This window comes from Vibrio gelatinilyticus, from assembly GCF_022836845.1.
Classification (GTDB): domain Bacteria; phylum Pseudomonadota; class Gammaproteobacteria; order Enterobacterales; family Vibrionaceae; genus Vibrio; species Vibrio gelatinilyticus.
The window spans coordinates 119,657-141,204 of sequence record NZ_JAJNNZ010000002.1; the positions used below are offsets into that span (position 1 = coordinate 119,657).

Annotated in this window: 21 protein-coding genes; 11 read left to right on the forward strand and 10 right to left on the reverse strand. The window is 44.9% G+C overall.

Going from position 1 to position 21,548, the window contains the following annotated elements:
- Together lipA and LNL84_RS02720 are read left to right on the forward strand one after the other, a co-directional pair.
- Positions 1-966: a lipoyl synthase gene (gene lipA / locus LNL84_RS02715; RefSeq protein ID WP_244355065.1), complete on the forward strand. Its 966-nt coding sequence runs from the start codon at positions 1-3 to the stop codon at positions 964-966.
- A 132-nt stretch (positions 967-1,098) separates the two neighbouring features.
- Positions 1,099-1,428, forward strand: coding sequence for a hypothetical protein (locus LNL84_RS02720; protein WP_244355067.1), 330 nt, complete (start codon positions 1,099-1,101; stop codon positions 1,426-1,428).
- Positions 1,429-1,486: 58 nt separating this feature from the next.
- Here LNL84_RS02720 and glyA read toward each other — a convergent pair whose 3' ends face one another.
- Positions 1,487-2,737, reverse strand: coding sequence for a serine hydroxymethyltransferase (gene glyA / locus LNL84_RS02725; protein WP_244355069.1), 1,251 nt, complete (start codon positions 2,735-2,737; stop codon positions 1,487-1,489).
- Between the two features lie 345 nt (positions 2,738-3,082).
- Here glyA and LNL84_RS02730 point away from each other — a divergent pair, with 345 nt between their 5' ends.
- Positions 3,083-3,682 carry a YitT family protein gene (locus tag LNL84_RS02730; protein ID WP_244355071.1) on the forward strand — a complete coding sequence of 200 codons (600 nt, stop codon included), beginning with the start codon at positions 3,083-3,085 and terminating at the stop codon, positions 3,680-3,682.
- A gap of 153 nt (positions 3,683-3,835) precedes the next feature.
- Here the strand turns inward: LNL84_RS02730 and LNL84_RS02735 are convergent, their stop codons facing one another.
- Both LNL84_RS02735 and gmhB read right to left on the reverse strand, forming a co-directional pair.
- Positions 3,836-4,183, reverse strand: a complete 348-nt coding sequence (locus LNL84_RS02735; protein WP_244355073.1) for an MliC family protein — start codon at positions 4,181-4,183, stop codon at positions 3,836-3,838.
- 11 nt (positions 4,184-4,194) lie between these two features.
- Positions 4,195-4,746, reverse strand: coding sequence for a D-glycero-beta-D-manno-heptose 1,7-bisphosphate 7-phosphatase (gmhB, locus tag LNL84_RS02740; protein WP_244355075.1), 552 nt, complete (start codon positions 4,744-4,746; stop codon positions 4,195-4,197).
- Positions 4,747-5,076: 330 nt separating this feature from the next.
- Here gmhB and metN point away from each other — a divergent pair, with 330 nt between their 5' ends.
- The 3 genes from metN to LNL84_RS02755 are packed head-to-tail and all read left to right on the forward strand — an operon-like array spanning position 5,077 to position 7,622.
- The gene (gene metN, locus LNL84_RS02745) at positions 5,077-6,111 is read left to right on the forward strand and encodes a methionine ABC transporter ATP-binding protein MetN (protein WP_244355077.1); all 1,035 of its coding nucleotides are present in this window, start codon (positions 5,077-5,079) and stop codon (positions 6,109-6,111) included.
- The gene (locus LNL84_RS02750; protein WP_244355079.1) at positions 6,101-6,778 is read left to right on the forward strand and encodes a methionine ABC transporter permease; all 678 of its coding nucleotides are present in this window, start codon (positions 6,101-6,103) and stop codon (positions 6,776-6,778) included. The genes metN and LNL84_RS02750 overlap by 11 nt, the downstream gene beginning before the upstream one ends.
- 34 nt (positions 6,779-6,812) lie before the next feature.
- On the forward strand, positions 6,813-7,622 hold the full coding sequence (locus tag LNL84_RS02755; RefSeq protein WP_244355081.1) for a MetQ/NlpA family lipoprotein: 810 nt from the start codon (positions 6,813-6,815) through the stop codon (positions 7,620-7,622).
- Positions 7,623-7,667: 45 nt separating this feature from the next.
- Here LNL84_RS02755 and LNL84_RS02760 read toward each other — a convergent pair whose 3' ends face one another.
- Both LNL84_RS02760 and syd read right to left on the reverse strand, forming a co-directional pair.
- Positions 7,668-8,444, reverse strand: a complete 777-nt coding sequence (locus LNL84_RS02760) for a Zn-ribbon-containing protein (protein ID WP_244355083.1) — start codon at positions 8,442-8,444, stop codon at positions 7,668-7,670.
- Between the two features lie 3 nt (positions 8,445-8,447).
- Positions 8,448-8,993: a SecY-interacting protein gene (syd, locus tag LNL84_RS02765; protein WP_244355085.1), complete on the reverse strand. Its 546-nt coding sequence runs from the start codon at positions 8,991-8,993 to the stop codon at positions 8,448-8,450.
- 141 nt (positions 8,994-9,134) lie between these two features.
- Here syd and queF point away from each other — a divergent pair, with 141 nt between their 5' ends.
- From queF to xni, 5 genes are all read left to right on the forward strand, one after another.
- Positions 9,135-9,980: an NADPH-dependent 7-cyano-7-deazaguanine reductase QueF gene (queF, locus tag LNL84_RS02770; protein ID WP_244355087.1), complete on the forward strand. Its 846-nt coding sequence runs from the start codon at positions 9,135-9,137 to the stop codon at positions 9,978-9,980.
- A 27-nt stretch (positions 9,981-10,007) separates the two neighbouring features.
- Positions 10,008-12,281: a tetratricopeptide repeat protein gene (locus tag LNL84_RS02775; RefSeq protein ID WP_244355089.1), complete on the forward strand. Its 2,274-nt coding sequence runs from the start codon at positions 10,008-10,010 to the stop codon at positions 12,279-12,281.
- Positions 12,282-12,384: 103 nt separating this feature from the next.
- Positions 12,385-13,950 carry a GGDEF domain-containing protein gene (locus LNL84_RS02780; protein WP_244355091.1) on the forward strand — a complete coding sequence of 522 codons (1,566 nt, stop codon included), beginning with the start codon at positions 12,385-12,387 and terminating at the stop codon, positions 13,948-13,950.
- 189 nt (positions 13,951-14,139) lie between these two features.
- Positions 14,140-15,498: a nucleotide 5'-monophosphate nucleosidase PpnN gene (gene ppnN, locus LNL84_RS02785; RefSeq protein ID WP_244355093.1), complete on the forward strand. Its 1,359-nt coding sequence runs from the start codon at positions 14,140-14,142 to the stop codon at positions 15,496-15,498.
- A gap of 69 nt (positions 15,499-15,567) precedes the next feature.
- On the forward strand, positions 15,568-16,344 hold the full coding sequence (xni, locus tag LNL84_RS02790) for a flap endonuclease Xni (RefSeq protein ID WP_244355096.1): 777 nt from the start codon (positions 15,568-15,570) through the stop codon (positions 16,342-16,344).
- Positions 16,345-16,421: 77 nt separating this feature from the next.
- Here the strand turns inward: xni and rlmM are convergent, their stop codons facing one another.
- From rlmM to pgm, 5 genes are all read right to left on the reverse strand, one after another.
- Complete coding sequence (rlmM, locus tag LNL84_RS02795; protein ID WP_244355097.1) at positions 16,422-17,513, reverse strand: 23S rRNA (cytidine(2498)-2'-O)-methyltransferase RlmM; 1,092 nt, start codon at positions 17,511-17,513, stop codon at positions 16,422-16,424.
- Positions 17,510-17,926 carry a DUF423 domain-containing protein gene (locus LNL84_RS02800; RefSeq protein ID WP_244355098.1) on the reverse strand — a complete coding sequence of 139 codons (417 nt, stop codon included), beginning with the start codon at positions 17,924-17,926 and terminating at the stop codon, positions 17,510-17,512. Before LNL84_RS02800 ends, rlmM begins: the two co-directional genes overlap by 4 nt.
- Positions 17,919-18,542 (reverse strand): alpha/beta family hydrolase, encoded by a 624-nt coding sequence (locus tag LNL84_RS02805; protein ID WP_244355099.1) that lies wholly within the window; start codon positions 18,540-18,542, stop codon positions 17,919-17,921. The genes LNL84_RS02800 and LNL84_RS02805 overlap by 8 nt, the downstream gene beginning before the upstream one ends.
- On the reverse strand, positions 18,535-19,443 hold the full coding sequence (locus LNL84_RS02810; RefSeq protein ID WP_244355101.1) for a transcriptional regulator GcvA: 909 nt from the start codon (positions 19,441-19,443) through the stop codon (positions 18,535-18,537). The genes LNL84_RS02805 and LNL84_RS02810 overlap by 8 nt, the downstream gene beginning before the upstream one ends.
- Before the next feature lie 401 nt (positions 19,444-19,844).
- Positions 19,845-21,491 (reverse strand): phosphoglucomutase (alpha-D-glucose-1,6-bisphosphate-dependent), encoded by a 1,647-nt coding sequence (pgm, locus tag LNL84_RS02815; protein WP_244355103.1) that lies wholly within the window; start codon positions 21,489-21,491, stop codon positions 19,845-19,847.
- Positions 21,492-21,548: the final 57 nt, after the last annotated feature.

Here is a 21,548-nt window from a genome sequence, read left to right on the forward strand (position 1 = left end):
ATGAGCAAACCAATCCAAATGGAAAAAGGCGTCAAATACCGTGACGCTGATAAGATGGCTTTGATCCCGGTAAAAAACATGCCGACGGAACAAAAAGAAATTCTCCGCAAGCCTAAATGGATGAAAATCAAACTTCCCTCTGATAGTAAACGCATTCAAGAGATTAAGTCCGCAATGCGTAAAAACAATCTCAATTCAGTTTGTGAAGAAGCCTCTTGTCCGAACTTAGCTGAATGTTTTAATCACGGTACAGCGACCTTTATGATTCTTGGGGCCATTTGTACTCGTCGTTGCCCATTTTGCGATGTTGCCCATGGTCGCCCTGTTGCACCTGATAGCAATGAGCCTGGCAAATTGGCACAGACGATTAAAGATATGAAGCTTAAGTATGTTGTCGTTACTTCTGTTGATCGTGATGACCTGCGCGATGGCGGCGCACAACACTTTGCTGACTGTAACAAGGCAATCCGGGAAGCCAGCCCAGAGATCCGTATTGAAACTCTAGTACCTGATTTCCGTGGACGAATGGACGTTGCGCTTGAACTGCTCAAAGACAACCCACCGGATGTCTTCAACCACAACCTAGAAACCGCCCCACGTCTTTACCGTAAAGCACGCCCGGGAGCGAATTACAAATGGTCACTGCAACTGTTACAAAAATTCAAGCAGCAGCATCCAGATATTCCAACCAAGTCCGGATTAATGATGGGACTTGGTGAAACTAAAGAAGAGATCGTTGAGGTTCTTAAAGACTTACGAGCACACGGCGTTACGATGCTGACCTTAGGCCAATATCTAGCGCCAAGCCGACATCACTTACCTGTCGAGCGATATGTCCCGCCAGAAGAATTTGATGAGCTTAAAGAGATTGCGCTAGAGCTAGGCTTTACGCATGCGGCTTGTGGGCCTTTCGTGCGCTCGTCGTATCATGCTGATTTGCAAGCACAAGGTATCGAAGTCAGCTAATATTAGATAGACACGGTATTAACCCGTGTCCATTTTGAGACTTCCCTCTCTGGTAACACTATCCGACTCGCATTTTTGGTAGATTTGCGTAGGATTATATTAGATATCACTCTTCACTCAAGGAAGTATGCAATGAAATCGATTCATTTAATTTTACCGCTCCTCGCGAGTTTCGTTATTGCTGGCTGTGCACAGAACACCCAGCAAGACAATTACCTGGAAGCTTCATTCGAACTTTGTAATACCGAAGTGAACCTTTATTCTGTCAGTGATGATGGTCGAGTAAGAATTGTATGTAAAGACGGCTCTAAGTTTGCGCTAAGCAGCGAGAAAACGCTCGATATCATGCGTGACATCAATATCGACTATTGTAATGGTGAAGGGCTTGGTCAATTTAATGAAAGCCGTAAGTACTACTCATTTAAATGCAAGTCAGGAACGCTACTTAACATTAATAAGTAAGATTTTCCTCATAAAAAAAAGCGAGCCAAAGGCTCGCTTTTTTGTTACTTATTCATTATTAAGCGTAAACAGGTAGACGCTTACAAATCTCAAGCACTTTCACTTTGGTCGCTTCGATAACTGCTGTGTCATTAATGTTATCTAAAACATCACACATCCAGTTCGCAAGCTCAGTCGCATCCACTTCTGTAAAGCCACGGCGAGTGATAGCTGGAGAACCAACACGGATACCAGAAGTCACAAACGGGCTGCGTGGATCGTTTGGTACTGAGTTTTTGTTTACCGTAATGTTCGCTGCGCCTAGAGCTGCATCCGCTTCTTTACCTGTGATGTCTTTGTCGATGAGATCAACAAGGAACAAGTGGTTTTCAGTGCCGTTAGAAACGATGTTATAACCACGCTCCTGGAACTGAGCAACCATTGCTTTTGCATTTTTCACAACGCGCGCTTGGTACTCTTTAAACTCAGGCTCCATCGCTTCTTTGAACGCCACAGCTTTACCAGCGATAACGTGCATTAGAGGGCCACCCTGGCCACCTGGGAATACCGCAGAGTTCAGTTTTTTGTACATGTCTTCGCCTGCGTTAGACAGGATAAGACCACCGCGAGGACCGGCTAGTGTTTTGTGCGTCGTTGTTGTAACCACGTGAGCGTGTGGTACTGGCGTTGGGTAAACACCTGCAGCGATAAGACCCGCAACGTGCGCCATATCGACAAATAGGTACGCGTCTACTTTGTCTGCGATTTCACGCATGCGAGCCCAATCTACGATTTGAGAGTAAGCAGAGAAGCCGCCGATGATCATTTTTGGCTTATGTTCAATCGCAAGCTGCTCCATCTCGTCGTAGTTGATTTGACCAGCTTCGTCGATGCCGTAAGGAATAACATTGTAGTGCTTACCAGAGAAGTTGACTGGAGAACCGTGTGTCAGGTGACCACCGTGTGCCAGGCTCATACCAAGAACAGTATCTCCAGGGTTAAGCAGCGCCATGTAAACCGCACTGTTTGCTTGAGAACCTGAGTGAGGTTGAACGTTCGCATACTCACAAGAAAACAGCTCACATGCACGGTCAATGGCCAGACTTTCAGCTTTGTCAACATACTCACAGCCACCGTAGTAACGCTTACCTGGGTAGCCTTCAGCATATTTGTTTGTTAGCTGAGAGCCTTGCGCTTCCATTACGCGCGGGCTGGTGTAGTTTTCCGAAGCAATTAGCTCGATGTGCTCTTCTTGGCGAAGTGTTTCTTCTTGGATTGCTGCAAACAGTTCCGCATCGTAATCTGCGATGTTCATATCACGCTTAAGCATCTGTATCTCCTGACTCAGATTTTACTGAAAGTTTCAAAAAAACCACACAACGACCAAAAGCAAACGTTTTCGTCACCGTATTTGATGACTTGCATTCTACATAATTTGATCTGCGTCATAAAGAGTAAATTGAAAATTTATCATGCAGTTTTTTCATAATACACCTGAAACCTTTTCATTTGAGCACTATTTCGGGCCAAGCAAAGCACAGGTGCCAATAATTCTTTTTACACTGTGTAAAATTCGAATTACATAGGTTTACCGCAATTATTGCTCCTTAGCTATCAAAATGATCATCTTTTCTCTAGTATTGCGGCTAAATTTGGATACTTTTTTGATCAGGCGATGGAAAAACACTCAACTAAAGAAGATTGGATTGCGATCTTAACCGGCACTTTCATTGTGGCTCAGGGGATCTTCTTCTTACAATCGGCGCAGCTGCTAACTGGCGGAACGGCGGGCTTATCCTTGCTTCTCACCCACTTTGTGCCTTTCTCTTTTGGCGTGATCTACTTTGTCACTAACCTGCCATTCTACGTCTTAGCCTGGAAACGTTTTGGCCCCAAGTTCGCGATGAGTAGCGCAGTGTCCGGGGCTTTGGTATCTGTCATTACCGACAACATGAATCGCTTTATCTCACTAGATCAGGTTAATACCGTTTATTGTGGCGTTGCCGGTGGGATGTTAATGGGGCTTGGCATGCTAATCCTGTTTAGACACCGCTCTAGCCTGGGTGGCTTTAACGTATTGTGCTTAATGCTTCAAGATAAGTGGGGGATCTCAGTTGGCAAAACACAAATGACCATTGATGGAACCATCCTTGCGCTGTCATTTGTTTTTGTTACGCCCACGATTGTGGCTATCTCTGTACTCGGCGCCTTTGTGCTTAATCTGGTTTTAGCAATGAACCACAAACCCTCTCGCTATATTGTTACCTACGGTTAAATTGTTACCTACGGCTAAATTGTTACCTACGGCTAACCTTCCAAAATGCCGCGCCTTTTTCAAGGTGCGGCATTTTATTGTCGTTACACTTTATCGAATAAAATGATGGCCGTTTGATAGGGTTTTAATGCCATGGTGCCTTGCTGTAGATGACTAGTTTGCTGTAACACAAGATGAATAGAGTGTGCTATCCACCTCAAGTCGAGCTTGCGAACCTTTTGTATGCAAAACAATGTGCTGCTCACTCTTAGGCTCAACATTTAAAACATAACGGCTGCCCGATGCTGCTGGCACTCTGGTTAAATGATATTCAGCATTATCGAGTAGCAACAGGACTTGTTCATCGTCGATAAAGGTAAGCGAGAATTGAGCGTTGTTACATTGGTAATCAATCACGGAATAGCTTTGTTGTCTGTCAACCGTCTGGGCACAGCCACCTAGTAGCAGCAAGGTGGTTACAAACAGTGCAGCTCGACATTTAAACGTGTCTATTCCTGTCATCATCCGCTCCGTTATCGCGCCAGGTAAGCAGGCACTTCTTTAATGCTGTCGAGTACCACAGAGGCTATCGACTCACCTTTCTCTGTCACCGCCTTGCCCGTACGAACAAGCACTCGGGTGCCAACGCCAGCAGCTTGCGCAGCCATCATATCTTCAGCTTTGTCGCCAACCATCACAGAATTCGCCATGTCGATATTCAAAAAATCTCGAGCTGAAATGAACATTCCCGGCTTCGGCTTACGACAGTCACAGTCTTGCTTGTACTTACCAACGCCATGCTCTGCATGATGAGGGCAATAATATATCCCATCAAATTCAACACCGTGGTCAACAAAATTCCAGTCCATCCACTGTGTCAGTGATAGAAATCTATCTTCAGAGAACATGCCTCGCGCAATACCAGATTGGTTAGTGACCAAAACTAATAGATAACCTTGCTCTTTGAACTGTTTCGCGGCTTCAAAGACACCATCAATGTATTCAAAGTCATGTTCATCGCTGACGTATCCGTGGTCTACATTAATCACGCCGTCACGATCTAGAAAAACTGCGGGTTTGGCCAAAAGAAACTCACTTATTTGTAGTACTCGCTAATACTCTGAATTATTACACGGTTTATTTTCTCTAGCCACCACATATCTGGCTTTATCCGCGTGGCCATTCTGAACCCCGCCATCTAGGCTCTAAACCATTGGGACATAGGGCACAACCAATAACCAATAACCAATAACCAATTTATCGCGAGCAATATTAAACCTGTAGCATCAAATACCAGTTTAGACGTCTAGACGTAAAAATATCTATTGACACTAAAAGCTGAAACCCATAGCATCATCTACCAACTGAGACATAGTTCAAATTTTTATGCTGATAGCATCGTTCAGGTCCATCAAATGATCGAAATAAAACAAGTAAATAAAGTTTTTTACCAAGGTACTACGGCGATTGATGCGCTTATCGACATTAATCTCCACATTCCAGAAGGTACCATCTTTGGTGTTATTGGCTCATCTGGTGCTGGTAAAAGTACCCTGATCCGCTGTGTCAATATGTTAGAAGCACCCACTTCGGGTTCGGTGATCGTTGACGGCATTGACCTGACGACATTAAAAAAGGCTGAGCTAAGCGAAGCGCGCCGTAACATTGGCATGATTTTTCAGCATTTTAATTTGCTGTCATCCCGCACGGTGTTTGACAACATCGCCCTCCCTTTGGAGTTGGCTGGCAAAGATAAGTCGGCGATTGAAGAGAAAGTTTCAGAGCTGCTTACCCTTGTTGGGCTAGCAGACAAACGTAACAGTTACCCATCAAACTTAAGTGGTGGTCAAAAGCAACGTGTTGCTATTGCTCGTGCACTGGCTTCAGATCCAAAGGTGTTATTATGTGATGAAGCCACCAGCGCCCTGGATCCTGCGACCACACAATCGATTTTAGAGCTACTAAGAGAGATCAACCGCAAGCTGAAAATCACCATACTGTTGATCACGCATGAGATGGATGTGGTGAAAAGCATTTGTCATCAGGTAGCAATTATCGGCGGTGGTAAATTGGTTGAAAAAGGCTCGGTGGGTGACATTTTTGCTCATCCTAAAACAGAGCTAGCGCACAAATTTATTCGCTCAACACTGGATCTGACGATCCCAGAAGATTACCAGTCTCGTTTGCAATCAACCCGAGTTGAAGGCAGCTACCCGTTGGTACGCTTGGAGTTTACCGGTGCCACCGTTGATGCTCCATTAATGTCACAGATCGCTCGTAAATTTGCTATCGACGTGAGCATACTTAGTTCTGATCTCGATTACGCCGGAGGCGTCAAATTCGGCATGATGGTTGCCGAGCTGTTTGGCAATGAACAAGACGACAACGCCGCTATTCAATATCTTCGTGACCACAATGTAAAAGTAGAGGTTCTTGGTTATGTCCTTTAATACCCTATCAGACTGGTTATCACTCAATGGCAACCTACTACTAGGCGCCACTTGGGAAACTCTTTATATGGTGGCGGTGGCAGGCATCGTCGGTTTCGCGATCGGGATCCCGCTCGGTGTGATTCTCCACACCACCAAAAAAGGTGGCCTGCTTGAGAATACCTCGCTCAATCGAGTGCTTGGCGCCATCGTTAACATTGGTCGCTCAGTCCCCTTTTTAGTCTTGATGGTCGCTATCATCCCGCTCACCAAGTTATTGATTGGTACCTTTATCGGCACAACAGCGGCGATAGTGCCACTGACCATTGGTGCCATTCCTTTTGTGGCTCGCCTCATTGAAGGTGCGCTGCTGGAAGTTCCAACAGGTCTGGTTGAAGCTGCGCAATCTATGGGAGCGACACCTTACCAAATCATTACCAAGGTGCTACTTCCAGAGGCAATGCCAACCATTATCAACTCAGTGACCATTACATTGGTAACCCTAGTCAGCTACTCAGCAATGGCGGGGACCGTGGGTGGCGGTGGTTTGGGTGATGTTGCCATTCGATATGGTTTTCACCGTTACGATGTGGTCATTATGGCGGTCACCGTCGTGATGCTTATTGTCCTGGTACAAATTATTCAATCGTTCGGTGATGCCATTGTTCGCCGCGTCGATCACCGATAGACAAGAAATTAAAAGATTTAACAAGGAGAGAGACATGAAATTTAACGTTAAAAACATTTTGGCAATGGCCACAGCTGCCTCAGCATTAGTGTTATCTGGCTGTGGTGACAAAGAAGTCGACATCACTAAAATCAAAGTTGGCGTCATGGCGGGCGCGGAAGCTCAAGTTGCTGAAGTTGCGGCTGTAGTAGCAAAAGAAAAATACAACCTAGACGTTGAGCTTGTCACATTCACTGACTACGTGACCCCTAATGCCGCTCTTGATGATGGCTCAATTGACATCAACGCGTTCCAACATAAGCCGTACCTAGATCAGCAAATCTCTGACCGTGGTTACAAGCTGGCCATTGCAGGCAACACGTTTGTCTACCCAATCGCGGGTTACTCTAAGCAAGTGAAGTCGGTTGACGAAATTCAAGACGGCGCACGCATCGCGGTTCCTAATGACCCAACAAACCTGGGCCGTTCATTGCTACTGCTTGAGCAGCAAGGTCTGATCACACTTCGTGACGGCGTTGGCCTACTTGCGACCGTTCGCGACATTGCAGAGAACCCAAAAAACATCAGCATCCTAGAGCTTGATGCGGCGCAGCTGCCACGCTCTCTTGATGACGTCGCTTTATCAGTCATCAATACAACGTACGCAAGTTCTATCAACCTAACTCCAGAAAAAGATGGCGTCTTTGTTGAAGATAAGGAATCGCCATACGTAAACATCATTGTATCGCGTGAAGAGAACCTGAACGCAGAAAACGTGCAAAACTTTGTAAAAGCATACCAAACTGAAGAAGTGTACTCAGCGGCATCTGAAATCTTCCAAGGTGGCGTAGTTAAGGGTTGGTAATTCCCTTCTATCCAAGAAAAAAGGTTGGCCTACGCCAACCTTTTTTTATTTGAGATGATCCCAAGAGATATTGGAAATTATCCGACATTCATCGCACTTGAAGTGGAAAATATCATGCAGCGGCTGTTCTAAAAGCCATTCCCCACCACATTTTGGGCAGCGACGCTGTTTCTCATCGGCAAGGCTTTTTCCTCCGACTCGATACAAATAGTAATAGGTCGGGATCTGGGTCAAATGCTCAATGCGGCCACGCAGGTCCCAGCCACGGCGAAATAGCACACTAGAGACATCACAAATTTCAGCCAACGCAGCGTGTTCAGCGCGGCAGCCGCCGGCCATCTGGATCTCATCACATGCCTGCCATTCAGTTTGCCACTTAACGACAGCTTTGTGATCACCATTGAGTGTCGGGGGATTACGATATAACGGTATAGGCAGCAGGCTCTCACCACTACGCAGAGGCGAACAGGTATGCACATAAGTGGTATACAACACTTGCCAGCTTGGTTGCTCTTCTTCTGCAACCTCTTCAGAATTCAGATCACGTCCTAGCAGTCGCATTTTTGGTGCGAGCAATGCGGCATCAGACAAACGCTTTAAGCACACTTTAACAAAGTCAGAGTGATATTTAGGATGAAGACTGTCCTCTTCAGGGCAGACGGCACGAACATAAAATTCGCCATCGCCCATCACAACTGGAAATTCACGCCCTAAGACCTGACCATTGTAGCGCAGCGCATCCATCAAGCCATTAATGCCCTTTTCTACGGCTGATACAGTAGTGTTGTCAAAACACTCAAATTGCAACTCAACGACATACATAACTTATACTTCAGGCTCCAGTCCCTGTAAAAAAGTAGCAACGTCAGGGGCAATAACATCACGCCTATCGGTGCCTAAACGCTCCAAAATCACGTTGCCAGACAGATTACAAATCGAAATAACATCCATATCCGCATCGGTAGCAGCAATGAACACGGTCGGTTTTAGCTTTAGACGGCGTTGAGTCACTAAATGGCCAAGAATATTTTCTTGAAGGCGCTGGTAGTCATCATCACTCCAGACTTGCAAAAGAGTCAGATGATTACCTTGCCACGATGCATTCATATCCGCACTGTATTGAGTGCCATAAAAGGCCTTAATATCATCGTGCAACTCCAGCTCAATCCCTTTTTCAACACTGCTTAAGGTTGCAGCGCGCTCTCGGGGATTCGCCTGCCAAAACACCGCTCCGCTCGCTTTCTCCACGACACAGGGTGACACCAGTTCAAACAGCTCTTCGTTTTGTGGAAGTGAATGATGCACTTCTTGCCATTTATCCTGATATTTCGAGGAAAATGTCGCGAGTGCCTGTTGTACACTTTGATTCATATAAACTCCATAACGCCACCATTCATACTCAACTTAAACGCAATTTGTCTGATTTTGCACAATAAGTCTGATAACAATAGATGACAGTTTTTAAGGGATCTCGTAAAATTCTCGGTATTCTAATTCAATTATTACCTAATTATGAGCAAATATTCTGACGCAAAAGAACTCTCGGGACTCACTCTTGGCCAAAAGACTGATTACACCAGTCAATATGAGCCAAGCTTGCTGCAGCCAGTTCCCAGAAGTTTGAACCGAGATGACTTAAATTTAGGTGAATCGCTTCCTTTTAAAGGTTGTGATGTTTGGACGATGTACGAGGTGTCTTGGTTAAATGAAAAAGGTTTACCACAAGTTGCCATTGGTGAAGCTTATATTCCTGCCACCAGCCCAAATTTAATTGAATCCAAGTCTTTTAAGCTTTATTTAAACAGTTTCAACCAAACTCGATTCAATCATTGGGATGACGTGCATTCGGCATTATGCCAAGATCTCTCAGCTTGTGCTGGTGAGAAAGTTGTCGTTAAGTTGATCCCTGTAGACCAGTTTGAGGGTAGCCACATCGTAGGCATGTCCGGTCATTGTATCGACCATCAAGATATTGAAATTGATAGCTATGAATTCGATGCCGAACTGCTTCGTGACGCAACCAATGAGCAGCTCGTCGAGGAAACCCTACATAGCCACTTGTTAAAATCCAACTGTTTGATCACCAACCAGCCAGATTGGGGCAGCGTTGAAATAGCCTATACTGGCAATAAGATCGACCAAGAAGCGCTGCTACGATATTTGGTATCATTTAGAGAACACAACGAATTTCACGAACAGTGCGTTGAACGGATCTTTACTGATATTATGACGTATTGCCAACCAACGCAATTATCGGTATTTGCTCGTTATACACGACGTGGTGGTTTGGATATCAACCCATACCGTTCAAGCATCAATAATAGGCCATCACAAAACCGTCGAATGGCGAGACAGTAATAGCCGACAATGAGAATAGATAACAACATGCGTTCAACCGTTTGGGTAAATACCTGTGCTTTTTTACTGCTGCTCGTCAGTACATTCTCCGTTGTGGCTGCTCCTGCAACATTTACTTCGCCAGCGCTTATAGAAGCCCATAAACTGGTTCAGATTGAGCCGAACCAAGCGAAAAAAATTGCCAGCGACTATCTTAGCCAGCGAGTCTTTTCAGAGCAAAAAGATGAGCGTATGTCGAACCTATCGCGTGATGATACCGATCAGAGAATCAGAACACCGGTAAGTACGGTTAATGCACTCACCATTTTGGCCAATGCGCACTTCAATCTCGGCAATACGCGAGAAGCTCTAGTGAACTTAGAACAAGCAAATGAAATCACCAAGCAGTATCAGTTGTTGTTCTTAGAATTGGATGTTCGCATCCTTCGAACTCGCCTTCTGTGGCAAAGCTCGGGCAAGGGTGGAGAGGCCTTGAGCGAACTAAAGTCGATTGAAAACCAGCTGAGTGAGATATCGAGTGACCTACAAATCGCTCGTCGAACTCATTACCGTATTAAGTTGCTACAAGCAGAAATCGCTTCCAATGAAAACGAGTTCGAACTTGCAAACAACCTTTTTGCAGCGGCAAATACCTTTTTGCCGCAAGCCAGCATGACGACACAAACTATCAGTTTCCACACTAAATATGGTCAGCACTTCTTACGCTATCGCCTATACAACGAAGCTCTGTCGGAATTACTACTTGCATATTGGAGTGCTATTGAAACCAACTCTAGTGTTCAGCTTGCTAAGGTCAATCAGTTGCTTGCTCAGCTTTTCATGCAAAGGCAAGTCCTAGATAAGGCGCTCGAGCACCTGTCTCAAGCCGCCGATTTTTATGATAGCTACCCAGATTCACCGATACTTGGTGAGGTGCTAAAGCTGATGGGTGACATTTACTTTCTACAAAGTAAGTTTAATCTCGCCCTTGTTCATTACTTCAACGTCATTGACCATCCAAGTACCGACAAAGACATCGAAAAAGTCATAGACATTCGCTTAAGTCTTGCGTCTACTTATCTGCAATTGTTCAACTATCCACTGGCTGAACAGTACCTGGCGCGTGCGGAAAAGCTACTGTCATATTCTGATCTTCCAGCCCTGACAGCACGAGCTTCACTACTGTACGCTGGGCTGGCTTACAATCAGAATGAAAGTAAAAAGGTCATTGAGCAAGCACAGAAAGCGCTGAAGATCAGCCAAGATCTAAAGAACACTTCCTTAGAGCAGCAGTCATACCAATTGTTGGCACTAGGCTATGAACAAAGAGGAAACTATAAGAAATCATTGGTGAATATCAAACTGGCAAATTCACTACGAACCTTTCAGCAAAATCAGCTCAACCAGATCAGTGAAAACGCTTTTAGACAACAGAAACAATTTGTAGAGCAAGCTCTGCATTACGAAATACAAACCAGTGAACTCAGTGATGCTGTCGCACAGCAGAAAAAGTTTCAAAAGGTAGCTTTTGTGCTGTTTTGTATAGTGACAGCTTTGTCTCTTTTCTCCATCCGCCTGACCTATGTCTCCAGACGCAGTAAACGCGAAATCGCTGAACTCAACGACAGTCTTTTTACTCACCCGCGCTCAGGGCTACCTAACTTGAGGTTGCTTAATGCCAGGCTGCCGAGTTCCTTAGAACGCACCCAAAATCATTTTGAGCAGTGGCAAGTCGGTGAACTCATTAACGAACCCCTGAGTGACCGCCTGCGATTTGTACTGATTGATGTGCCTTTCCTGCGCAACATGTACTTGCAAAATGGCTATGAAGAAGGGCTAAAGCTCGAGCGGGCGTTTGGTGACTTTATCAAAAGTAAAATCGCCCCCCCTGCTCGCCTGTATCACTTTTCGGATGCGAATTTGCTCTACATCGAGTCGCGAGAGACTCCTCGAAGTGCTGAAAGTCTGTTCCAAGATATTCAAAGTTGGATCGCGGAGTTTGAACCCAATAAGCAGATCAACCGCATAGTACGAGTTGGAATGGCGGATTACCCATTTTTGCCAAGAGCCTACACAGCAATCAATGACAAAGAGCTGCTGGATATTTTATTGGTATCCACGCACATTGCTCGCAGCCTAAGTATGCAAGAAAAGCAAAGTCATTGGGTATACCTTAAGGCTATCGATAACGCCCCCGCTGCGAGCCTTGCAACTGGGGATATGAGGAATGCCTGCCGTACAGCCATTAATCAAGGACTGATAAAAGTTCATTCATCTTCCCAGAATGAGGACGGCTTCAAAAAAATACTCAGTAAAGAGTAAAAACACGCAACTTATTGATAAGTTGACGTGACGTTGTCCTGTTTTTTGTTATTATCAATTAATGCGTCAATAGCGTAATAACTATTTTGTTTTAATAGGATTTATGAGCTCACAAGGACTGGAAACACAACAGCAGTTACATAAGCTGAAGTTGCAATTAGAGCGTATGCGTATCTCGCAAAGGGATACGTCATTTAAATCGCAACGAGAACAAAAAATACTCAAACGCTTTATTACGACGTTGAGTAATGCCCATATTGGCTCAAACTCTCGACTTGACGAAAAGCTCGCAGAGCTTCGCCAACAACTTGAGCACAATAAAGACGTCAGTGATCTCATCCCAAACTTTGCTATTCTAGAACGCTTGATCACCAATGAAACAATTGAAAAACAGAAGAACAACACCATCGTCGAGCAGCAACTACAACGCAGCGCTGCAACTTTAAAACGCATTGACAAACTTCCACTTGTAATAAGAAATGAACTGGCCCAACTCCTTTTTCGCAACACACAAAAGCCCTTTTCTGTTACAGAGCTTGCGATAAAAATACTCAACATCTATGAGCGGACAATTTCTTTACTTGGTACACAGTTTTCTTCCTCATCAAGCAATGACGAAGTGCCGCCAAACGACGAATTACTGCGTTGCTTAAGTGAAGAATTACAGTCGTTAATTACCGAGTTAGACTTTGATGGTGAGCCCGGTGACCAGCTCATCGAAATTCGTACCAAATTACTGTTAGATGTTCAAACTGACAGTCTCATTGAGTCGACCTTACAGGTGCTCAAGTTAGTCATAGAGGCAACCAACTACGAACGTAAAACCTCAGAGCAGTTTTTAGAGCAAGTAAATATCTCACTCTCTAATTCAATGAAAAACAGTGCTCAGAACCTAGATCAAAGCCAAGTATATTTTGAACAACGTCAAAGCATGAACTCTGAGCTTTCTGGATTGATCAATGAATCACAGAACTCCTTCTCTAAGGCAAATGATCTCAAAGAAGCGAAACTATTGCTCAACCCACTGCTTAGTCAACTTGCCTCACTCTCAGAACGAGTCTCCCACTCAGAAGAGAGAGAGCAAGTATTGTTAGAAAGGCTATACCATAGCAAGAACCAGTTAGAAAATTTGTTTGAAAAGACCCAAGACTATCGGCGCCGATTAGAAGACCAAACCCAACGAATGTTACTCGACCCACTGACCAAAGTGTACAACCGAGCGGCACTCGTCGATAAGTTAGAGCTCGAGTATCGAAGATGGCTAAAAAGCCAGCACCCGCTGCGCGTCGTGATACTTGATATTGATAAGTTTAAGTCCATTAACAGCAATTTTGGTTACACTGCAGGGGACAAAGCACTAAAAGTTATCGCCCGCACGATTTCCAATGAATTAGCGAATACGGATACCATCGCTCGCTTTGCCGGCGAAGAGTTCATTATCATTCTCCCAGAGCAAGATGATCCTAGTTGCCACACAATCATTCAAAACATTCAACGAAAAATCAGTCAATTACCATTTAAATTTAAAGACCAGCAAATCACCATTACCCTGACGGCTGCCAGTGTGTCATTCAAACAAAATGATACCCCGGACGATATTCTCAGTAAATTGAACCACTCATTGCTTCAAGCAAAGAAACTCGGTCCTAATCAACTCGCCTGGAAATAACCCCAAAGTCTTGGTTCTCTTTATTTTCAAATAGTTATAACAACATCCTCTATCTTTGCTACAGTTGTAATAATGATGTTCGATTCGTGACCGCCTCCAATACCATTATTCTTCTCTGAGTCACCTATCCAGCATGCCTCCTAAATGCCGGTGTTTTGAAGTGCCCGGCTTAAGCGAAAGGACGAGCCTATGATCACACATATTAGCCCAGCAGGTAGCATGGACCTGCTTTCTCAACTCGAAGTTGAGCGCCTTAAAAATACCGCAGCTGGAGGCCTCTACCAGCTCTACAGAAATTGCACCCTTGCGGTACTTAACTCGGGAAGCCACACCGACAACTCCAAAGAACTACTAGAACAATACCTATCCTTTGATGTGAATGTGGTGCGCCGAGAGCGAGGCATAAAACTTGAACTCACTAATGCCCCTGAACATGCCTTCGTTGATGGTGAAATCATCAAAGGTATTCAAGAACACCTCTTTTCAGTACTTAGAGATATTGTTTACGTCAATATGCATCTTGCTGACAGTCAACGATTAAACTTAACTAACTCTACTCATATAACCAACTTAGTTTTTGGAATATTACGAAACGCTGGCACATTAATCCCAGGGATAGAGCCGAACTTAGTCGTTTGCTGGGGTGGTCACTCTATCAATCCTGTCGAGTATCAATACACCCGAGAAGTGGGCAGCGAACTGGGATTACGTGAATTGAATATTTGCACAGGTTGTGGCCCTGGAGCTATGGAAGGTCCGATGAAAGGAGCCGCCATAGGTCACGCTAAGCAACGCTATTATGACCATCGCTACCTCGGCCTTACTGAGCCGTCTATTATCGCTGCTGAGCCACCGAATCCTATTGTCAATGAACTGGTCATCATGCCTGATATTGAGAAAAGACTGGAAGCTTTCGTTAGGATAGCCCACGGAATAATCATTTTCCCTGGTGGCCCGGGTACCGCCGAAGAGCTGCTTTATATTTTGGGTATCATGATGCACCCCGAGAATGCCGATCAACCTCTTCCTATTATTCTTACCGGACCGAAGGAGAGCGAAAGATATTTTCATTCAATCGACACCTTCATTCGCGACACCTTGGGCGAACAAGCTTGCAAGTATTATCAAATTGTCATTGATGATCCCGCCATGGCAGCTCGCCTTGTCAAAGGCTCAATGCCTGCAGTCCGTGAACATCGTAAAGCCAATGGTGACGCATACAGCTACAACTGGTCACTGAAAATTGAGCCCGAATTTCAGCTACCTTTTGACCCAACACACGAAAATATGGCATCACTGGATCTTAACCTCAACCAACGCCCGGAAAATCTGGCCGCCAATTTGCGTCAGGCATTCTCGGGGATCGTGGCGGGTAACGTTAAAGCCGAAGGAATCCGAGAAATCGAACGTAAAGGACCATTCATTATTGACGGTGATCGGGAATTAATGAAAAAAATGGACCAATTACTCGGAGACTTCGTTCAGCAGCAACGAATGAAATTACCCGGTTCAGAGTATGTACCCTGTTACAAAATCGCGAATCACTAGTAAAAGAACCTGAAAGCTGGCGCAGCTTTCATTACAATAGGGCTACGTTAACTGTAGCCCTAAGTTGTTATGTCTATTCATCTTGTCATTATTGATGCTTTAAACCTGATCCGTCGTGTTCATTCGGCTCAACCCGACCCTGAGGACATTGAACGTACCGTACACACGACCAGCCGAACGTTGCAGCGTATTCTCAATGAAACACAACCGACTCACATCATTGCGGTTTTTGATCATCATGAACAAGATAGAGGATGGCGGGCAAAAATTTGGCCAACCTATAAACAAAATCGCAAACCCATGCCAGAAGCCCTTCTCAAAGGATTAGATCGTATTCAACAAGCGTGGTGGGAATTGGGTGTTGATTCGTTGCTATCAGAAGGAGACGAAGCTGACGACTTGATCGCAACTCTTGCAGTTAAGGTTGCTGAGCATAGCGAAAAGGTAACAATCGTGTCGACTGATAAAGGTTACTGTCAATTACTCTCCCCTACCTTGCAGATAAGAGACTATTTTCAACATCGCTGGCTAGATGCTCCTTTTATTGAAAAAGAGTTTGGGGTAAAACCTGCGCAGCTCGCCGATTACTGGGGACTCACAGGAATCAGCTCCTCTCAAGTCACAGGGATCCCGGGAGTCGGCCCGAAAGCAGCCAAAGAGATCCTGACTCAATTTGAAAGTATCGAAGCTGCCAACCAATCTTCAGATTTGGCAGCTAAATATCGTAAGAAATTTGATGAACATATTGAGGTGGCGCGCCTATCAAAACAAGTGGCAGCGCTAAAAACCGATATTGAGTTAGGCTTTAACCTGCAAGATATTCGTTTTGGTCGGGATAATAGTTAACCCCATATCGACTTGGAAACCGCATTAAAAAAAACGACAGTCACTTTGTAAGGCTGTCGTTTTTTATCGAAATGCCGTTAGTGCGGCGAGATGTTTGAAAGTGACTGGATATGAACCGTAATTTCTTCCCGATCATGGTACAGGTGCTTTGCCTGTAGCTTGAACTTCACTTTATTTTCATTCAGGAACTGTTTTAGATTCTCTATATCCTGAAGAACCTCATCGTAGCGACCTTTCATCGGTAGCTTGAGGTTAAATATCGTTTCTTGTGCCCAACCTCGAATCAACCACTCACCCATTAACTGTGCTACGCGAGAAGGCTTCTCGATCATGTCACAAATCAACCAAGTCACATTTTTACGTGCCGGTTCAAACTTGAAACCATCTTCACGGTGGTGCTTCACCTGACCGGTATCCATCAGGCTGTCGGCCATCATGCCATTATCGACTGCGTGAACAAACATCGAACGCTTCACCAATTGGTAGGTCCACCCGCCTGGACAAGCGCCAAGATCCACTCCCCACATTCCGGAGGCCAAACGCGTATCCCACTCTTCTTTCGGAATAAAGACATGAAACGCCTCTTCGAGTTTAAGGGTTGAGCGACTTGGTGCATCTGAAGGAAACTTCAAACGCGGGATCCCCATAAAGAAACTCGAATTGTTTGAGCTGTAGGAGTAGCCAATATAGCAGTGGCCGGGCTTGACAAAGCAAACATGTAACACAGGTTTTTTAGGGCTGTCTTTACTGTAAAGGATTCCTTTTCCACGGAACGCCTGACGAAGTGGCACAGTAAATTTACGGCAAAACTTTAGTAATTCTTTCGCTTCATTAGTGTCCGGAGTTTCGATTCTTAGCTCACCACAACGAGGGAGCTTTTCTACATCCGCAAGAGCCGTTAGTATTGGAGAAATTCTGTCTTCAGCTGGTAATTCTTGCATTTCGGTCGCAACGGCAAAAACCTGACGGGCAAATATCAATGATTGAAAATCAACCTGCTTGATCAATTTGTCGGCATCACCATCCTGGTAACATTCAAATAGAACATAACCGGTATTGTTTTTTGCGCGAGCGAAGCCATAGACTTCAATCTGTGACGCCTTGTCTTGTATTTCACCAGCACACTCTTTCTCAAAGCCAGAGCGGCAATAAAGCATGACTTGTTTCACTGATTGACTCCATTTACATTGGTTCTGTCAGTCATTTTATACCCAGCGTGAGCAAAAAGCCCCCAACCAAGAATAAACATCACACCACCGATAGGAGTAATTGGCCCAAACCACTTAACTCCAGTGATGGCTAACGCATATAGACTGCCACTAAAAAAAAGGATGCCGATGATAAAACATATTGCGGCACGATGAAACGCTTTTTCACCTGTTCGCGATGATGCTTGCATGGAAAATAAAGCACACAACAGTATCGCAACGGTATGAATGAAGTGATAGGTCACCCCTGTCTGAAACACCTCAAGAGAATAGGGAGCCAGGAGTGACTTGAGCCCATGAGCTGCAAACGCCCCTAATATAACAGCCAGCCCTCCGAGCAAACCGCCAATTACAACCCAATGATTGCTATGCATTCGACTGGCCTTTGATAAACGTCGCTAATAACTCAGCCACCTGTTGTCGATTTTGCTGCTCTGTATAACCCGATGACTTTCTAGGTTTAAAGCCATGGTCGCCATCGGCGATAAAGTGACATCTCACTGAGCTTGAAAATGAATATTCAAGCACTTCTTCTTTGCGTCCGAAGGTATCACGCTCTCCTTGCAATATTAGGCAAGGCTTCTTGATGTCAGCCAAATGTTCACCTTTGAACTTGTCTAACTTTCCGGGCGGGTGGAAAGGGAATCCCAGGCAAGCGACCTTGGCCACGCCTGAATGCTCGGATAACAGTGATGCCATTCGTCCTCCCATGGACTTGCCACCAATAACAATTGGCCCCTGCTGAGACAGCGACTCAATAATTTCGGTCATCGCTTCAAGTAGCTTCGGAGCTCTATCTGGCGGCCTTTTCTTACCGTCTTCTTGGCGTTTAATCATATAAGGAAAATTAAAACGGACCACCTGGACGCCTAAATTTGCCAAACGTTGTGCCATGTCTGTCATAAACTCATGATCCATGCCAGCCCCAGCGCCATGGGCAAATAGAAAAAGAGGGTCTTTCTCTAGACCATCACGAATTACATTACTCATCCAACATTTCCTCTTGCTCGCTTTGTGCCTTCGCAAGCATCCAATCTCTAAAGGTCGCAATTCGCCCCATATCAGCCTGCTTATCATGACACACGACATAAAACGCGTTCTTACTGACAAGCACTTCATCAAAAGGGGCAATCAAGCGCCCTGCGTCAATTTCTGGCTGCGCCAGTACATTGTTGCCTAAAGCGATTCCCTGTCCATGTGCCGCTGCTTGTAACACCATGGTGGAGTGACTAAATATCGGGCCGTGATTGACATTGATACCCACAAGTTCATTTTGCTTAGTGAACTGTTTCCAATCTTTACGCGACGTATCATGCAATAAAGTGTGCTTGGTGAGATCCGCCAACGTGTCTAATGGTTTTGATCCCAATAGAAGTGACGGAGAGCAAAGTGGTATCAGGTACTCTTGGTAAAGCTTATCCGCTCTTAAGCTAGGCCAATTTCCACGGCCATAGTAAATAGCAACGTCAACATCATCAGTTAATGACCCTTCGTCCATATCAACCGCCTTAATACGAACATCAATATCAGGCTCTTGCTCATTAAAATCCGCTAGGCGAGGAACCAACCATTGAATAGCAAAACTAGGCGGCAAGCTGATCGTTAACGCCCCTTTTTCACTACGCTCAAGCACCTTATCGGTTGCCTCTGCCAACGCGGTAAAAATATCTTTTATTTCGAGAAAGTAGCTTTGCCCTTCTTCGGTTAATAATAGAGAGCGATTTCGACGACGAAACAGTTTCAATCCAAGAAACTCCTCGAGCGCTTTAATTTGATGGCTAACTGCAGCTTGAGTGACAAACAGCTCTTCAGCAGCACGAGTGAAGCTCAAATGACGGGCAGCAGCTTCAAAAACTTTTAGCGAATTTAAGGGGGGTAATCGTCTTGACATAAGCAATCTCGAAAGCATTAGTTTTTTTAATCTGAAACATTATAATTTGTCCATTGCCGAACAGCCAGATAAATTCTATATTTCTCCCCGTAGTCAGGAGCCTGAACGGCTTGATTCTCTCTAGAATCAATTGGCCTTGATTACGATGTTGTGTTTGCAATCTCGATTTTCGAGTTCGGTAGTTTCTACCACCGTGCTTTGTATGGTTATCCCCTGTACAAAACATGTACTTCCTGTAATTTTGACCTGTCTGTCAAATTTTATTGCACCGCCTATATTTAGGCGGTGTTTTTTTTTTGCCCTCAAGAATAACTCCCCCCAAAAAAAAGCGGCCACCTAATGGTCACCGCTTCTTGCTAATATAGAATTACCTAAAGTAATCGAATCCTGTCCAATAATTCCTATAAGCCAGCGTTTGCAAACACTTGGTTTACAATCTCTTGCGCTTCAGTTTCGATACGTTTGAGGTGTTCTTCACCTTGGAAGCTTTCGCAATAAATTTTATAGATATCTTCCGTACCCGATGGGCGAGCAGCAAACCAACCATTGTCTGTGGTCACTTTAAGGCCACCAATCGCAGCACCATTACCAGGAGCGTGAGTCAGGCGAGCTGTAATCGCATCTCCAGCCAACGTATCTGCTGATACCATCTCTGGTGATAGCTTTTTAAGAATGTCTTTTTGAGCGCCATTCGCAACGGCTTGAATACGGTTGTATTTTGATTCGCCATGCTTTGCTGCCAGCTCCTCATAATACTGTTGTGGATTCTTTCCTGTCACAGCTGTAATTTCTGCCGCCAATAAACACAAGATGATGCCATCTTTATCCGTTGACCAAGGAGTGCCATCTTTGCGTAGGAAAGAGGCGCCAGCACTCTCTTCACCGCCGAATCCAAACTCGCCATTATACAGGCCATCAACGAACCACTTGAAGCCCACAGGAACTTCGCACAATGTACGACCAAGATCAGCAACAACACGATCAATCAGCGCACTTGATACCAGTGTCTTACCCACTGCGACATCAGCGCGCCACAGGTTACGATGGCGGTAGAGATAATCGATGCATACTGCTAGGTAGTGATTAGGATTCATTAAACCCTTTGGTGTAACGATACCATGGCGATCGTAATCAGGATCATTACCAAAAGCGAGATCGTAGTCATCTTTAAGCTCTAGCAGCCCAGCCATTGCATAGGGAGATGAACAGTCCATGCGCACCACACCGTCTTTGTCTAAAGACATGAACTGGAATGATGGGTCAACCGCTTCACTGACCAATGTCAAATCAAGCTGATAGGTCTTGGCAATTTGACGCCAGTAGTCGATGCCAGAGCCACCTAACGGATCAACGCCCAACTTTAACCCAGACCTCTGAATAGCTTCCATATCAATCACATTAACCAAATCATCGATATACGGCTTCACCAAATCTTTTTCAACCAATAGGTCTGATGTTTTAGCCTGCGCGATTGGCAAACGTTTTACGCCGCACATATCGTTAGCAATAATCGCGTTCGCACGATCTTCAATGGCTTGAGTTAGCTCAGCTTCCGCTGGTCCACCGTGTGTCGGGTTGTATTTAATACCTCCATCTTGCGGCGGGTTATGCGATGGCGTAATCACAATACCATCGGCTTTTTGCTCATTAACAAGGTTGTGCGTCAAAATCGCATGGGAAATGCCAGGCGTTGGTGTGAATCCGTTATTTTCCTGAACAATGACTTGTACATCGTTAGCAATCAATACTTCGATTACCGAAGAGAATGCAGGCTCAGAAAGGGCGTGGGTATCTTTACCAACAAACAGTGGGCCCGTTGTGCCATGTTCAGCACGAACATCCGCTACAGCTTGTGCAATTGCCAATATGTGGTTTTCATTAAACGTCGCTTTGTCAGCGGTACCACGGTGACCTGAGGTGCCAAACTGTACTTTGTGATCGCCATTATTAGCATCAGGCTGAATTAGAAAGTAATTCGCGACTAAAGCCGGAATATTGTGTAGATCCTCTTGTTGTGCCTTTTGTCCCGCACGAGGGTGTATAGCCATGAGTGATATCCTTTCAAAAATGTAAGCTTCAAAAATTAAAAAAACCTCATAATGTGA

Bases quoted from the DNA above. Each gene is read 5' to 3' on its own strand.
- ppnN (WP_244355093.1), top strand. From the start codon at position 14,140: ATGATCACACATATTAGCCCAGCAGGTAGCATGGACCTGCTTTCTCAA.
- pgm (WP_244355103.1), bottom strand. From the start codon at position 21,491: ATGGCTATACACCCTCGTGCGGGACAAAAGGCACAACAAGAGGATCTA.
- LNL84_RS02755 (WP_244355081.1), top strand. From the start codon at position 6,813: ATGAAATTTAACGTTAAAAACATTTTGGCAATGGCCACAGCTGCCTCA.
- queF (WP_244355087.1), top strand. From the start codon at position 9,135: ATGAGCAAATATTCTGACGCAAAAGAACTCTCGGGACTCACTCTTGGC.
- xni (WP_244355096.1), top strand. From the start codon at position 15,568: ATGTCTATTCATCTTGTCATTATTGATGCTTTAAACCTGATCCGTCGT.
- LNL84_RS02760 (WP_244355083.1), bottom strand. From the start codon at position 8,444: ATGTATGTCGTTGAGTTGCAATTTGAGTGTTTTGACAACACTACTGTA.
- LNL84_RS02735 (WP_244355073.1), bottom strand. From the start codon at position 4,183: ATGACAGGAATAGACACGTTTAAATGTCGAGCTGCACTGTTTGTAACC.
- lipA (WP_244355065.1), top strand. From the start codon at position 1: ATGAGCAAACCAATCCAAATGGAAAAAGGCGTCAAATACCGTGACGCT.
- LNL84_RS02800 (WP_244355098.1), bottom strand. From the start codon at position 17,926: ATGCATAGCAATCATTGGGTTGTAATTGGCGGTTTGCTCGGAGGGCTG.
- LNL84_RS02780 (WP_244355091.1), top strand. From the start codon at position 12,385: ATGAGCTCACAAGGACTGGAAACACAACAGCAGTTACATAAGCTGAAG.
- LNL84_RS02750 (WP_244355079.1), top strand. From the start codon at position 6,101: ATGTCCTTTAATACCCTATCAGACTGGTTATCACTCAATGGCAACCTA.
- glyA (WP_244355069.1), bottom strand. From the start codon at position 2,737: ATGCTTAAGCGTGATATGAACATCGCAGATTACGATGCGGAACTGTTT.
- metN (WP_244355077.1), top strand. From the start codon at position 5,077: ATGATCGAAATAAAACAAGTAAATAAAGTTTTTTACCAAGGTACTACG.
- LNL84_RS02775 (WP_244355089.1), top strand. From the start codon at position 10,008: ATGCGTTCAACCGTTTGGGTAAATACCTGTGCTTTTTTACTGCTGCTC.
- LNL84_RS02805 (WP_244355099.1), bottom strand. From the start codon at position 18,542: ATGAGTAATGTAATTCGTGATGGTCTAGAGAAAGACCCTCTTTTTCTA.
- syd (WP_244355085.1), bottom strand. From the start codon at position 8,993: ATGAATCAAAGTGTACAACAGGCACTCGCGACATTTTCCTCGAAATAT.
- LNL84_RS02810 (WP_244355101.1), bottom strand. From the start codon at position 19,443: ATGTCAAGACGATTACCCCCCTTAAATTCGCTAAAAGTTTTTGAAGCT.
- LNL84_RS02730 (WP_244355071.1), top strand. From the start codon at position 3,083: ATGGAAAAACACTCAACTAAAGAAGATTGGATTGCGATCTTAACCGGC.
- LNL84_RS02720 (WP_244355067.1), top strand. From the start codon at position 1,099: ATGAAATCGATTCATTTAATTTTACCGCTCCTCGCGAGTTTCGTTATT.